The organism is Flavobacterium urocaniciphilum (genome assembly GCF_900110615.1).
GTDB classification, from domain to species: domain Bacteria; phylum Bacteroidota; class Bacteroidia; order Flavobacteriales; family Flavobacteriaceae; genus Flavobacterium; species Flavobacterium urocaniciphilum.
The window spans coordinates 246,241-261,944 of the sequence record NZ_FOEI01000001.1 but is presented as its reverse complement, the minus strand read 5'-3'; the positions used below and the strand labels follow the sequence as shown (position 1 = coordinate 261,944).

The window sequence follows — 15,704 nt, the reverse complement described above, 5'->3', positions numbered from 1 at the left end:
TTGAAATGCAAAAAATAAATTAAATTGAAAATAATTCTAACGAACTAAAGACAAAAATCGAGGTTTCTTGAAATTGGAATTTCAACCTCATCAATATAAATAAAATTAGATTTCTTAGAAGTTATTTTCTTTGCATTTACAATATAAGATCGATGCACTTTTACAAAATCTTTGTTATCTAAATCATTTAAAAATAAATCTAAAGATTTACGAATGGTCATTTTTTTGGATTGTAAAAAGATATCAATATAATTTCCATCACTTTTCACATAAAGAATTTCATCAAATAGAACTTTTATATCCTTTATTCCATCTCTAATAATGATATAATCATTTTTAATTTTAAATGACGCCAATTTAACCGCTGCAATTACGTCCATCTTCTTTACTGGTTTTGTAAGGTAGGTTTCTGGATTCGTTTCTATTGCTTTTTTAATGGTCGCTTCATCATTTTGAGCTGTAATATAGATAACTTTAGCTTCTTCATTTTTGACTTTAGCTAAATTTATTCCGCTATCTCTTCCTTCAATATTAATATCTAAAAGAATAATTTCAGGTTTAAAATCGTTAAACTTTTCAATTGCAGAGTCACAATCATGAACAACTTCAATATTTTGATAACCTTCATCCAATAACATTTCATTAATGAATTCAGCAATAAGAACTTCGTCTTCTACTATTAAAATTTTAATATTCTTATTCATACTAGATATTTTTTTCTAAATATAAACCAAAGCCTTTTTCAGTATTAATATTTTGTTTTACTCTTAATTGTCTACAAATCTTTTCAACTAATTTAGGCTTAATTATTTGGCCTTTAGATAAAGCACCATTATCATTATAATAAAATTTGTAACCGTTTTCGATTGTTTCAAATTTCACATCAATTGTTTTATTGATTTGAGAATTTTCAAATGCATGTTTAAGTGAATTAATAAACAATTCGGTTAGTAATAAACCTAGATACATTCCTTGATCAATTTGCAATACTTTTTTATCAGAATTTAGAGAAACAATTACATTATTTTCTTTAAATATTTCATTAAAATTGATTCTAATTTCGCTTAAATAACTCGAAATTTCAACTTCATTTTTATTTTTAGATTGGTATAAATGTCTGTGTAATGTTGCTATAGATTCTACTTTGGAAAGTATTTTTTTGATATGTGAATTCTCCTCATTACTTAACTTTCTTAATTCATCTGAAATTAAAATCACAATCAATTGTAAATTATTATTAATACGATGATTGGTTTCACTTAATAAAAATTCATTTTCTTCATTTAACAATTTTAATTGCTTATTATTTTCACGAATTTTTCTATTAAAATAAAGCAATACGGCTAAACCAAAAAAAACAAAAATTAATATTATAATTAAATATTTAAAGTTTTGTTCGGATTTTTTTAATTCGGAATCTTTTTTAACATAATTATATTTCTTTTCAATTTCATCTATAATTAATGCATTTTCTTTTTCTATTGTTTTAATAATAGCTCCTGAAATGGAATCTCCATAAAACAAAGCAGTTTTAAAATCATTTTTAAGAGAATAACAATTTTTTAAATTTCCATATATCTCTTTTATTTGCCAATAGTTAAATATTTCTTTAGCATTTTTTAATCCAATTTTATTGTATTCAATTGCTTTATCTAAATCCGAATACTTTTGTTGGTAAAGTCTACCTAAATTAATACAGACATCTATTAATGCCATTTTACATTTATACTTTTGAGCTATTTCATATGCTAATTGAAAATATTTTAAAGCATTTTCTCTTGATTTATTAAAATCTAAAAATCCAATTTCATTATAAGTATAAACTACTAAAGATTTATCTTCAATTTGATTCGTTTTTTTAATAATACTTTTAGCTAATGCGTGAATTACTTTTACAGAATCGGGTACATTATTATAATATTCTGCAACAATTGCCATCCTTCTATTCTCATAATAAGCTTGAATATTAGGATTAAAACGAATATAATTTTTTTTTGTCGCCTGATTGATAAACTTTATTGCCAAATCTCTCTTCCCTAAATACCTACATGTTTCTGCTTTAAGTGATAAGATATAAAATAAATTCTCCGAATATTTAGATTTATCGATATTAAAAATCGATTCAGCTTTATCTAAAAAATAAAAACAACTATCAGATCTTGAAATAGATTTTAATATTCTTGCATATTGAATGTATGCGTTTCCTAGTTTAAATTTATCGTAATCATTTACATAGCTTTTTATAACCTTTTGAGTATAAACTGCAGCAGAATCATATTGATTATCATGTAAAAATTTTACAGATTTTTTTTCAAGGATTGCACTTTGACTAAAAGTAAGTGAGGTAAAAAAAAGAAGTAAAAAAAAGTAAATTTTGCCCATTTATGTTTTTAATTTTTTCTTTCTAGCAGCAGGGAATAAAACGTTATTTAAAATTAAACGATAACCTGGAGAATTTGGGTGTAAATCTAAAACTGTTGGAGCATCTCCTACTCTATGTTGATAATCTTCTGGATCATGACCGCCATAATAAGTAAACATACCTTTACCTTTAGTTCCGTGAATGTAACGCGCTTCTCCGTTAATTTTACACTCACCCATTAACAACACATTTGATTTTATTTTATCGGATGCAAATGCAGTGGTTTGTCCCATAAATCCTTTTACTATTTGAGTATGATTTTGACACAACATCGTTGGTATTGGATCCCATTTTGCAGAAAAATCCATTAAAGTAAAGTAATCTACATCCATTACAAATGAACCTTTTCCGTGTTCTTCAGTAGTATCAATATCTGAAAACTCATATCGCATCGGACTTCTTTCTAATATAAAATCTTTGAAAGCAAAAGTATTCGTATAATCTATTTTACTTTGATAATTAGGTTCACTTTCGTCGCCATCGAACATTGGCTCACAAATATCAGTTGATTCCGCAGAAAGAGCAATATCAAAACTATCAGTAGCCGAACACATCGCAAACATAAATCCACCACCTATAACATAATCTCTAATTTTTAAAGCTACGGCTCTTTTTTCTTCAGAAACTTTACTGTAACCTAACTTTTTTGCCAAGGCCTCCGCTTCTAATTTTTGCTGAATATACCAAGGTGCATTTCTGTATGCTCCAAAGAACTTACCATATTGCCCAGTAAAATCTTCATGATGTAAATGCAGCCATTCGTATAATACTAATTGGTCAGATAAAACTTCTTCGTCGTAAATTTCTGTATAGGGAATTTCTGCATAGGTTAATACCATCGTAACAGCATCGTCCCAAGGTTGTTTTCCTTTTGGAGTATAAACTGCAATTTTAGGAGCTTTTTCCAATACAACAGTTTCCATATTTTGCGAAGGACTGCTAATTTCTTCTAATATTTTAGTAGTTGCACCATCGGTTAATACTTCAAATGTAACACCTCGAATTTGACATTCTTTACGAATATCTTCTCCGTCAGGTAATAAAAAAGAACCTCCTCTATAATTTAATAACCAATTTACTTTATAACTTTTCGATAAAGCCCAATAGGTAATTCCATAAGCTTTTAAGTGATTTTGTTGACCATCTGCGTCCATAGGTAATAATATAGAAGACGCATTTGCGAAACTACTTAGCAAGCAAAGTATAAGTACTATACTATATTGTTTAAACTTAAACATAAGAAGTATTATAAAGAATTACAATTTATATTTTCAAAGATAAGGAAAAGATAATTCTTAAAAAACAGGTAATTCTACCTATATAAAAACAGGTAATTCTACCTATATGAAAAAACAGGTAATTCTGCTCTATTCTAGTATATAAAATCGAACTACCTTAGTAAAAAATTAATACCATGAATATTTACACAATGTTAGAGAAAAAAGACAATAACACTTTAAGAAATATTGGACTAGTATTATTAGGCGCTACAATCTTCGTTTATATAATATTAGTAGTAAAGTTTTTGTTTTTGAACTAGATATAAGAAATTTTTTTTGTTTTAATTCGGTTCGGGTGGTTTTCCTTTGTCCTAGTCCTTAGGAAATATAAATTCCGATTATTCATTTTGATTCTTTTTTAATAACTTTTAAAATCATCTGAACTGAATAACAAAAAAACTACAGATTTATCTCGTTCAAATCGACTATATTATTCTGAATAGCAAAAACAACTAATCCTGCAATATTCTTAGTTCTTGTTTTAAGAAGCAAACTGTTTCGATGTCCGTCTGCAGTTCTCGGACTAATAGATAATTTATCTGCAATTTCTGCACTACTCTGTTGCAAACAAATCAATTTTAAAACTTCAATTTCACGTGCTGTTAAAGCATCGTAATCTAATTCTGTTTTTGGAGAAGATTTACCATGAATTATATCTGAGTAAATTACTTTCATTACTTGTTCGTTATAATAAAATCCTTTCTCATGTACTTCTCTAATCGTATGAATAACTTCCTCTGGTGAAGCATTTTTAACAATATAAGAAACCGCTCCAACTTGAATCATGTTTGAAATAAAAGAAGGTGTGTTATAACTAGTAAGTGCAATTACTTTTAAACCAGGAAAATCAGAATGAAGTATTTTAGTGGTTTCTACCCCGTTTAAATTGGGCATTTTTAAATCGGTAATAACAATATCGGGTAAACTTTCAGTTGTTCTTAAATAATCTACCAATTCTTGACCGTCATTGGCTTCAAAAACAATATTAAAATCTGAATTACGTTGCAATAAAAAAGAAATTCCTTTTCTAAAAAGAACTTCATCATCGGCTAATACTATATTAATTTTAGAATCCATTAATTAAAAATTAAAATCAATTTGAACACCTTTGTTTATTTCAGAATGGATATTAATTTTTCCACCAAGGAAATTTACTCTACTATCAATATTCTGCATTCCGATACCTCTTTTTTTATTGGTTGATTTCATATCAAAACCAACTCCATTATCAGAATAGAAACAAGTGTTTTTACTATTATTTTCAACAAAATTAATAGAAATTTCAGAAGCTTTACCGTGTCGGATAGAATTATTTAACAATTCTTGTAAGATTCTAAAAATATGCAATTGATAATTAACTTCTAAATAACTGAAGTCGAGCGAATTCGTATATTTTACCTGAACATTTTTGGCTGAAGAAAATTCATTTACTAATTCTTCTATAGCTGCATGCAATCCGAACTTTTCAAAAACAGGCGGTAATAAATCGTGAGCAATTCTACGAGAATTTTCTAATGCTTTTGCTGTTAGGTTTACAACATTATCAATAATTTCATTATATTCAGATTCAGATAGATTAGGCGTTTTTAACAAATGTGTATTTAGAGAAACAATATTTAACTTTGAACTAATATCATCGTGTAAATCTTGTGCAATACGCATTCGTTCATCTTCTTGAGTTTGAATTACCGATTGAAGTATTTCTTTTTGATAATGAATTTCTTGATTCTTCTTTTCAACGGCAATTTTTACAATTTTCTTACGTGAAAAATAAAAGAAAAGAGCCAATGTTAAAAAAACACTAAAAAAAGCAAATAATATAAACAAGAAAGCTTTTATGATTTGATCTACTGCTAATTGCGTTACTTCCATATTATTTAGATTTTAGCTTTTTTAACTGATATAAAAGAAATGAAAAATAAACTAATCCAAAAGGTTCTATAAAACTCAATAATTTATTTAAAATTTTATTGAAATCATTCATATAAGTATAATCTATCGAAATACTATATAAAGGCCAAGTTATATAATTTAAAAAATTCATAATTAAATACATTAGCATTCCTAAATTAGCATAATATAATTCTTGAGGTTGGTCATATTCGTTATATAGATATATAACACTATAAACAATTAATGGAAAAACTGTTACGTAAATATCTTCATAATGAAAGACAAAAAATGATTCTGGAAAAATTAAATATTTAATCAATAGATAACTAACAACAAGAATCAGCAATATTTCAACAATATTCCGCCATTTTTTATTATCGAAAGAGTAGGAATAAAAAAGGCTTAAGAATCCAAATTGAAATAAAAATATTACATTAATAAAGAAATGATTATAAATTTTAAACCAACTATAAAGTCTATCGCTAACAAAACCTAAAACTACATTAACTAAAAGAAAAACAGAAAAAACCTTATAAGCTTTACTTTTGTTTTTAAAGCCTATAAGGTATAGTATTGCTACAATAAAAGATAAAATATGTAAATAATATTTAAACTGCAATTCTTATGGATTATATAATGGACTTGAAATATCACATAAATTTGGACAAGGAGTTGTACCACTATAAATTGTATCTGTCATATCTTTACCATCGCCGTCAACACCAACGAACATTAATCTTTGCGTTCCTGATGAGTCAACACCCATATACGATCTTACACCTGTAACTCCAGAAATTGCAAGTAAATCTGTTAACACTTCCAATGGAATTAAATGTGCTTTTGCTAAATTTTTTGGCGGATTTGTTTGCCATGAATGAGCCCATTCTTCGGCGTCAGTTAATGAAATAATGTAACTTGGCATAATTTATTTTTTTATAGGTTATTTTTATAAACTTAATAAAAATAATAATACAAAAAATAAAAAATTAACAAAAAAATTAATTAAAATGGAACATCACTATTTTCATCAAAATTGTTATTCATACTACTTCCAAAAGCATCATTTGGCGATGGCAAATTAGGTGTGATAAAGGGATTATGTGCGTCTAAATTCATCTTAGAAGGCATAGAATCGTCATAAGTCATTCCGTATTCATCTAAATTATCGAACTTACCTAAACTTCCAATAAATTTCAATCGTATATTATCCAAACTACCATTTCTGTGTTTTGCTACGATAAATTCACCTTGATTTGTTGTAGGTGCTGCTTCTTCATCATCCCAATTATCAATTTTATAATATTCAGGACGGTAAATGAACGATACGATATCGGCATCTTGCTCAATTGCACCCGATTCACGTAAGTCGGATAATAATGGTCTTTTACTTGATCCACGCGTTTCAACCGCACGCGATAACTGTGATAAAGCAATTACAGGAACATTTAATTCTTTAGCTAAACCTTTTAAACTTCGAGAAATCATCGAAATCTCTTGTTCACGATTTCCACCACCTTTACTTGAAGAACCCGCAGACATTAATTGCAAATAATCAATTACAATTAGTTTAATACCGTGTTGCGAAACCAAACGACGTGCTTTTGCTCTTAAATCGAAAATTGATAAAGAAGGAGTATCGTCAATATATAATGGAGCTTTTTCTAAATCTTTTACTTTAACATTTAACTGTTCCCATTCGTGAGGCTCTAATGTTCCTTTACGAAGTTTTTCTGAAGTTAATCCGGTTTCACTAGATATTAAACGAGTTATTAACTGTACAGAAGACATCTCAAGGGAGAATAACGCAACAGGTTCATTACTTCCTACAGCAATATTTCTAGCCATCGATAATACGAATGCGGTTTTACCCATACCCGGACGAGCTGCGATAATAATTAAATCGGATGGTTGCCAACCAGACGTTAATTCGTCTAATTTTCTAAATCCTGTTGGAATACCTGACAAACCTTCTTTGTTAGAAATCTCTTCGATTCTTTGTTTAGCTTGGTTTACTAAACTCTGAGCCGTTTCATACCCTTTTTTAAGATTTCCTTGCGTGATTTCATATAAGTTTGTTTCCGCAGTATCTAATAAATCGAAAACGTCCATTCCTTCATCATAACAATCTTCAATTAATTTACTTGAAATTGTAATTAAACTTCTTTGAATGTATTTTTGAAGAATGATTCTGGCATGAAATACTATATGTGCAGAAGAGGCAATTTTTTGAGTTAATTGAATTAAGTAAAAATCACTTCCAACTAATTCTAATTTACCATTTCTTTTTAATTGTGCCGAAACCGTTAATAAATCGATTGGTTGAGGCGGTGTACTATGAAACAATTGAGTAATCGCTTCATAAATATATTTATGTGCTTCTTTATAAAAAACTTCTGGTTGTAATAAATCGATTACTTCACCTGGCGCCTTAATATCAATTAACATAGCACCTAAAACTGCTTCTTCAATATCTACAGCTTGAGGAGGAAGTTTCCCTTTCTCTAAATTAATTATAGTAGTTTTATCAACTCTAACCGGGCTTATATTTAACGATTTTTCCATATTGCGAAAGTAGTTTAAATACTATAAAAAATAAATTTTACTTGTTAAAGATTACCTGTTGAAAACTTTCAACCAATTGTTAATATGTCAAAAAAAACGCCTTGTAGTAACAAGGCGCATTTTAATTCATTTTTTGTTATTTATCTGAGAATTCTCCCATATTACTGTATTTCTCCATTCTTTGCGCCACCAATTCTTTTGTTGATAAGTCTTTCAATTCGTTATAAGACTTTGTGATGTACTTTTCAACAGTTTTGAATGTTGTAGCTTTATCTTGATGTGCTCCACCTAATGGTTCTGGAATAATATCGTCAATTAATTTTTGCTTTTTCATATCAACCGGAGTTAATTTTAATGCTTCGGCTGCTTGCTCTTTATATTCCCAACTTCTCCATAAAATTGACGAACAAGATTCTGGTGAAATTACAGAATACCAAGTATTTTCTAACATGAATACTCTATCTCCTACTCCAATTCCTAAAGCACCTCCAGATGCTCCTTCACCAATAATAATAGAAATAATAGGCGTTTTTAAACGAGCCATTTCAAAAATATTACGAGCAATCGCTTCTCCTTGTCCACGCTCTTCAGCTTCTAAACCAGGATAAGCTCCAGGAGTGTCAATTAATGTTACAACAGGAATGTTGAATTTCTCTGCCATTTTCATTAAACGTAAAGCTTTACGGTAACCTTCTGGATTCGCCATACCAAAATTACGTAACTGACGCATTTTAGTATTTACTCCTTTTTGTTGACCAATAATCATATAAGATTGACCATTGATTCTACCTAAACCACCAACCATCGCTTTATCGTCTTTGAAGTTTCTGTCTCCAAATAATTCTAAAAACGTACCGTCAGTTAAGTTCGTAATATATTCTAAAGTATAAGGTCTGTTCGGATGGCGAGACATTTGAACTCTTTGCCAAGCCGTCATATTCTTATAAATATCTTTTTTAGTTTGCTCTAATTTTTCTTCTAGTTGTTTACAAGTTGCTGAAACATCTACATTAGATTCTTGACCTAAAATAACACATTTATCTAATTGATCTTCAAGCTCTTTTATTGGCAATTCAAAATCTAAATATTCCATAAAAGTTAGTTTTGTTTAAATAGTTTGTAATTACAAAGATACTATTAAAATATTATTTGAAAAATTTTGAACTGTAAACTAATTACTTTTTTTGTGATTTCTAATTAATCCGTTCAAAATCACTGTAGTAAGTATAATTGCAGCACCGATATAAAAGGAAAAACTCATCTGTTCATTTTTCTCAAAAACTAAAACAGCCAAAGCAATACCGTAAACGGGCTCTAAATTAATCGTTAACATTACAGTGTAAGGAGAAATAAATCGCATCACACTAACTGAAGCGATAAATGCATATGCCGTACAAATAGAAGCTAAGATGGATAACCAAATTAAATCTTCTAATTTCAAACTAAAAAAGTTTCCATCTAATTGACCGCTAAATAACAAGAACAAACTAAAAAACAGAACACCGCCTAAAAGTTCATAAAAAGAAATGATAGTAGATTCGATTCTTTGAGCAAATTTCCCATTAATAACCGAAAATAAAGCCGATAAAAACGCAGAAGTTAATGCTAATAAAACACCCTGCATGGTTCCAGTTAAATCGCTATTTATACTTTTTGAAATGAAATTGGGTTCTGAAGATTCTACAACAAAATACAACCCGAATAATACAATTAATCCGAATAGAATTTCATACCAAACCATTTTTCGTTTGTAAAATATAGGTTCTAAAATGGAAGTGAAAAAGGCACCAGTTGACAAACAAGCAAGTGTTATAGAAATATTTGAAACTTTAATAGCTTTAAAAAAAGTAAACCAATGCAAAGCAATTACCAATCCAGATAATAACAAAAGTATTATGTCCTTTTTAGAAATCTTTAAATCATATCTTTTATAAAGAATGTATCCAAAAATAAGGCAAACCGCAATAGTCATTCTCCACCAAACTAATGGTAAAGCTTCTAACGAAATTAGCTTTCCTAAAATCGCTGTAAAACCCCAAATAAATACAATTAAATGAAGATGTAGATTATGTTTAACATTAACGTTTGGCATTTTTAAGCAAATAAAAAGCTAAAATTCCGAAAACTACATTTGGAAACCAAACAGCTACAATTGGAGGGATACTTGATTTTTCCGCTAATGTTCCGAAAATCTTATCAAAGAAAACATAAGAAAAGGCAATTAAAATACCTATAGCTAAATTGACACCCATACCACCTCTACGCTTCATTGCCGATACAGAAACCGCAATAATAGTTAAGATAAATGCAGAAATAGGAATACTGAATTTTTTATACAGAACTACCAAATAAACATCTAAATTGGAACTTCCTTTAGCTCTTTCTTTATCAATAAATTTCACCAAGTTAAAAATATTCATTGTTTCTGCAACGTAAACTGTTGGAGTTAAATCGTCTGGTTCAAACTCAAATTTTCGAGTAAAAACCTCTTGTTTTTCGATAATATCTTCGTTTATCCCAACTGTTCTTTTCGTATAATTATATAAATCGTAGGTTTTAGTCTTTTCATTATATTTAATACGATTCGCGTATAATTTATACTCTAATTTATTGCCATTAAATTTTTCATAAATAAAATCGAAACCAGTTTTAGACAATACATTATAACTACTTACGTACATAAATTCATTTGAATTTACTTGTCTGAAAATATCTGAAGTTTGTCTGGTTTCTGCATTTCGTTTTAGATAGGTATACCTAAAATCCCAGTATTTTTCACTGGCATCAGGTAATATAAAAAACCCCATTAATAAAGTTACTAATGAAACCATTGTTGCACCAACAATATAAGGTCTTAAAAATCTTGTAAATGAAATCCCCGAGCTTAAAATTGCAACAATTTCTGTATTATTGGCTAGTTTTGAGGTAAACCAAATAATCGATAAGAATAGAAATATGGGAAATAATAAATTAGCAAAATAAATAGTAAAACCGTAGTAATAAACTAATACATCTTGAAAGGCAACTTTATTTTCAATCATACGATTGATTTTTTCAGAAACGTCAATAATGATTCCAATTGGAATAAACATTAACAACATAACCGTAAAAGTTATCAAATACCTTTTTAAAATATACCAATCTATTTTTTTCATATAAATTTTAAATTCTAAATTCTAAATTCCAAATTCCAAAAATGAAAGTAAATATCATTTTCAGATTTAGTTCTAAATTTATTTTATAATCTAGTAGTTACTTTTTTAACCATCATCTCTTTCCAATCTCTAAAAGTTCCTGCTAAAATTTGTTTTCTCGCTTCACGAACCAACCACATATAGAAACCTAAATTATGAATTGTAGCAATTTGTTTTCCTAAAAACTCATTAGCTACAAATAAATGTCTTAAATAGGCTTTAGAATAATCGGTATCAACATACGTTAATCCCATCGGGTCAACAGGAGAAAAATCATCTTCCCATTTTTTATTTTTGATGTTGATAAATCCTTCTGAAGTAAATAACATTCCGTTTCTTGCATTACGTGTTGGCATAACACAATCGAACATGTCAATTCCTAATGCAATATTTTCTAAGATATTAGCCGGAGTACCCACTCCCATTAAATATCTTGGTTTGTCTTGAGGTAAAATAGCCGTTACAACTTCTGTCATTGCGTACATTTCTTCTGCAGGCTCACCAACTGATAAACCACCAATTGCATTACCTACTGCATTTCTACTAGCAATAAATTCAGCCGATTGCTGACGTAAATCTTTATACGTACTTCCTTGAACAATAGGAAAAAATGCTTGAGAATAACCGTATTTAAAAGGTAATGTTTCTAAATGATTGATACATCTATCCAACCAACGGTGCGTCATGTGCATAGAACGTTGCGCATATCTATAATCACAAGGATAAGGTGTACATTCATCAAAAGCCATGATGATATCCGCACCAATTGTTCTTTGGATTTCCATTACATTTTCAGGAGAAAAAAAGTGGTACGAACCATCGATATGTGATTTGAATTTCACTCCTTCTTCTTTAATTTTTCTTCTACCAGATAAGGAATAAACTTGATAACCACCTGAATCCGTTAAAATATTTCGATCCCAATTCATGAATTTATGTAAACCACCCGCTTTTTCTAAAACATCTAATTGAGGTCTTAAATATAAATGATAGGTATTTCCTAAAATAATATCTGGATTAATATCGTTTTTTAATTCACGTTGATGCACACCTTTAACCGATGCTACAGTTCCAACAGGCATAAAAATTGGCGTTTCAATAACACCATGATCTGTAGTAATTTGACCAGCTCTTGCCTGGCTTTGTGCATCTTTTTTTAATAAATCAAACTTCATTTAGATATTTTCTGCTTTTAATTTGCGAATGTTTAAAGTAATTTGGTTTGAATTTTATAGCTTATCAAACGGATCACTTTATTTTTAATTTTAACGGACAAATATACTTTAAAAGTTAGATGTATGAGAATAGTAAATGTAAGTTTTTTAAATTTTACCAAAAATTTAACTCCTTCAAACAAATTTATCCTTCCATTTTTTTGTCAATTCATAAAAAAGAATTAATTTTGCCCTCACATTTGACCAACCTCTGGCGAAGGACGTGTATGTTGCTCAGGTTTAATGATTTATATTTAAAATTATGTCAAATTTAGTTGATTTCGTACAAAACGAATTCGTATCAAAAAAAGACTTCCCTAATTTCAGTGCAGGAGATACAGTAACTGTATACTACGAAATTAAAGAGGGTGAAAAAACTAGAACTCAGTTTTTCAAAGGTGTAGTAATTCAAAAAAGAGGTTCAGGTGCTACTGAAACTTTTACTATCAGAAAAATGTCTGGAGCTATTGGAGTTGAGCGTATCTTCCCAATCAACATGCCAGCTTTACAAAAAATTGAATTGAACCAAAGAGGTAAAGTACGTAGAGCTAGAATTTACTACTTTAGAGAACTTACTGGTAAAAAAGCAAAAATCAAAGAAAGAAGAGGATAATCTTCCCATTTGTATGTATAAAAAAATCCCGATTGAATCGGGATTTTTTTTTATCCCTAATTTTCATCCCTCAATATTATCAATAATTTAATTTTTCACGCTTAATTTATTAATTCGTGAAATGTTTCTCTTTTTAGAAATCTTCCACCAAAAAATAGGCTTAAATTTTATATATTTGCTAACCTTTAAAGAAATAAACAAACTATATAATTATGTCTAAGTCAAAAATTATTTATACAATTACGGATGAAGCTCCAATGCTAGCCACACATTCGTTATTACCAATAATTCAAGCATTTACCAAAAACGCAAATATTGATGTAGAAACAAGAGATATTTCGTTAGCGGGAAGAATTTTAGCCAACTTTCCAGAATTTTTAACAGAAGACCAAAAAATTGGTGACGCCCTTACAGAATTAGGCCAGTTAGCCAATACACCAGAAGCGAATATCATCAAATTACCAAATATTTCTGCTTCAGTTATACAATTAAAAGAAGCTATTGCTGAATTACAAGCACAAGGTTTCAATATTCCAAATTTCCCAGAAGAGCCTCAAAACGATGCTGAAAAAGAAATCAAAGCAAAATATTCTAAAGTATTAGGTTCTGCTGTAAATCCAGTTTTACGTGAAGGAAATTCAGATCGTAGAGCTCCAAAAGCAGTAAAAAATTACGCGAAACAAAACCCACACAAAATGGGAACTTGGGCTTCAGATAGCAAAACTGAAGTAGCTCATATGACTTCTGGTGATTTTTACGGAACGGAAACTTCAACAACAGTAGAAAATGCTGGAAAATTCAGAATTGTATTTACTGATAATAACGGTTCAACTTCTGTTTTAAAAGATTTCGGAGCTTTAAAAGCAGGTGAAGTAATTGATAGTTCGGTTATGAACTTAAACGCTTTAAAGAAATTTGTAGCAGAAACAATTGCAGATGCAAAAGCTAAAAACGTAATGTTATCGGCACACTTAAAAGCAACAATGATGAAAGTTTCAGATCCAATTATTTTTGGAGCAATTGTAGATACTTTCTTTGCTGATGTGTATACTAAATATGCAGATTTATTCAAATCATTAGATATTAATTCAAACAACGGTTTACAAGATTTATATAACAAAATTGCAGGAATTCCTCAAGAAGCAGAAATTAAACAAGCTATTTCAGATGCGTTAGCAAACGGACCAAGAGTAGCGATGGTAAATTCTGATAAAGGAATTACTAACTTCCACGTTTCTTCAGATGTAATTGTTGATGCTTCTATGGCGGCTTTAGCGCGTAGCGGAGGAAAAATGTGGAATGCAGAAGGTAAAGAAGAAGATACAATTGCAATCATTCCAGATCGTTCGTATGCAGGATTTTATTCAGCTTGTATCGATGACATGAAAAAGAATGGCGCTTTAGATCCTACAACTATGGGTTCTGTACCAAACGTTGGATTAATGGCTCAAAAAGCTGAAGAATATGGTTCACATGACAAAACGTTCCAATTAAGTGCAAACGGAGTAGTGAAAGTAGAAGATGAAAACGGAAACGTATTATTATCTCAAAATGTAGAAGCTGGTGATATTTTCAGAATGTGTCAGACTAAAGATGCACCAATTCAAGATTGGGTAAAATTAGCGGTAAACAGAGCAAGATTATCAGATACTCCAGCTATTTTCTGGTTAGATAAAGACAGAGCTCACGATAGAGAAATCATCAAAAAAGTTGAGAAATACTTAAAAGATTACGATACAACTGGTTTAGACATTCGCATTATGGATGTGAAAGATGCCATGACAGAAACGTTAAGAAGAATCCGTGAAGGAAAAGATACAATCTCAGTTTCTGGAAACGTTTTACGTGATTACTTAACCGATTTATTCCCAATTTTAGAATTAGGTACTTCTGCTAAAATGTTATCTATTGTTCCATTAATGAATGGTGGTGGATTATTTGAAACAGGTGCAGGTGGATCAGCTCCAAAACACGTTGAGCAATTTATCGAAGAAGGTTACTTACGTTGGGATTCATTAGGTGAATTCTTAGCATTACAAGCTTCTTTAGAACATTTAGCACAAACACAAGATAATTCAAAAGCACAAGTTTTAGCCGATACGTTAGACGAAGCAAATGCGAAATTCTTAGCTAATGATAAATCTCCAGCTCGTAAAGTGGGCGAAATTGACAACAGAGGTTCTCATTTCTATTTAGCTTTATATTGGGCTCAAGCTTTAGCAAATCAAACAAAAGATGCTGAATTAAAAGCTATCTTCGCTCCTATCGCTGAAGAAATGACTGCTAATGAAGCTAAAATTGATGCTGAATTAATTGCTGCGCAAGGTAAAAAACAAGAAATTGGTGGATACTATCATCCAAACCATGCTTCTGCAAATAATGCAATGCGTCCAAGCGCTACATTAAATTCGATTATCAATAAATTATAAATTGATTTATTTTAATAATTTAAAAGCGATTCTCAAAAGGAATCGCTTTTTTATTAACCCTCTCTTAACAATTGTTTCGTAACAAAAGACTGAACTT

13 protein-coding genes are annotated in these 15,704 nt (G+C 29.6%); 2 read left to right on the top strand and 11 right to left on the bottom strand.

All coding sequences use genetic code 11. From position 1 onward, the window contains the following. Positions 1-44: 44 nt before the first annotated feature. From BMY86_RS01235 to tgt, 11 genes are all read right to left on the bottom strand, one after another. A complete protein-coding gene (locus tag BMY86_RS01235) occupies positions 45-704 on the bottom strand; it encodes a LytR/AlgR family response regulator transcription factor (protein WP_091464087.1) in 660 nt (219 codons plus the stop codon). Position 705: 1 nt separating this feature from the next. Further along, a complete protein-coding gene (locus BMY86_RS01230; RefSeq protein ID WP_091464083.1) occupies positions 706-2,382 on the bottom strand; it encodes a sensor histidine kinase in 1,677 nt (558 codons plus the stop codon). Continuing rightward, positions 2,383-3,576: an asparagine synthetase B gene (locus tag BMY86_RS01225; protein WP_394332555.1), complete on the bottom strand. Its 1,194-nt coding sequence runs from the start codon at positions 3,574-3,576 to the stop codon at positions 2,383-2,385. It lies immediately after the preceding gene. A gap of 525 nt (positions 3,577-4,101) precedes the next feature. Continuing rightward, positions 4,102-4,779 carry a response regulator transcription factor gene (locus BMY86_RS01220; protein WP_091464077.1) on the bottom strand — a complete coding sequence of 226 codons (678 nt, stop codon included), beginning with the start codon at positions 4,777-4,779 and terminating at the stop codon, positions 4,102-4,104. A 3-nt stretch (positions 4,780-4,782) separates the two neighbouring features. Then, positions 4,783-5,574, bottom strand: coding sequence for a sensor histidine kinase (locus tag BMY86_RS01215; RefSeq protein ID WP_091464073.1), 792 nt, complete (start codon positions 5,572-5,574; stop codon positions 4,783-4,785). Between the two features lie 643 nt (positions 5,575-6,217). Further along, complete coding sequence (locus tag BMY86_RS01205) at positions 6,218-6,517, bottom strand: hypothetical protein (RefSeq protein WP_091464066.1); 300 nt, start codon at positions 6,515-6,517, stop codon at positions 6,218-6,220. Between the two features lie 80 nt (positions 6,518-6,597). Continuing rightward, positions 6,598-8,157, bottom strand: a complete 1,560-nt coding sequence (gene dnaB, locus BMY86_RS01200) for a replicative DNA helicase (protein WP_091464063.1) — start codon at positions 8,155-8,157, stop codon at positions 6,598-6,600. Between the two features lie 136 nt (positions 8,158-8,293). Continuing rightward, positions 8,294-9,250: an acetyl-CoA carboxylase carboxyltransferase subunit alpha gene (locus BMY86_RS01195; RefSeq protein ID WP_091464059.1), complete on the bottom strand. Its 957-nt coding sequence runs from the start codon at positions 9,248-9,250 to the stop codon at positions 8,294-8,296. A 78-nt stretch (positions 9,251-9,328) separates the two neighbouring features. Further along, positions 9,329-10,249, bottom strand: coding sequence for a DMT family transporter (locus BMY86_RS01190; protein WP_091464056.1), 921 nt, complete (start codon positions 10,247-10,249; stop codon positions 9,329-9,331). Then, positions 10,236-11,312, bottom strand: coding sequence for an LptF/LptG family permease (locus BMY86_RS01185; protein WP_091464053.1), 1,077 nt, complete (start codon positions 11,310-11,312; stop codon positions 10,236-10,238). Before BMY86_RS01185 ends, BMY86_RS01190 begins: the two co-directional genes overlap by 14 nt. An 83-nt stretch (positions 11,313-11,395) precedes the next feature. Next, the gene (gene tgt / locus BMY86_RS01180; protein ID WP_091464050.1) at positions 11,396-12,526 is read right to left on the bottom strand and encodes a tRNA guanosine(34) transglycosylase Tgt; all 1,131 of its coding nucleotides are present in this window, start codon (positions 12,524-12,526) and stop codon (positions 11,396-11,398) included. Between the two features lie 301 nt (positions 12,527-12,827). Here tgt and rplS point away from each other — a divergent pair, with 301 nt between their 5' ends. Continuing rightward, positions 12,828-13,178 carry a 50S ribosomal protein L19 gene (gene rplS / locus BMY86_RS01175; protein WP_091464048.1) on the top strand — a complete coding sequence of 117 codons (351 nt, stop codon included), beginning with the start codon at positions 12,828-12,830 and terminating at the stop codon, positions 13,176-13,178. Positions 13,179-13,390: 212 nt separating this feature from the next. Beyond that, a complete protein-coding gene (locus BMY86_RS01170) occupies positions 13,391-15,607 on the top strand; it encodes an NADP-dependent isocitrate dehydrogenase (protein WP_091464045.1) in 2,217 nt (738 codons plus the stop codon). Positions 15,608-15,704: the final 97 nt, after the last annotated feature.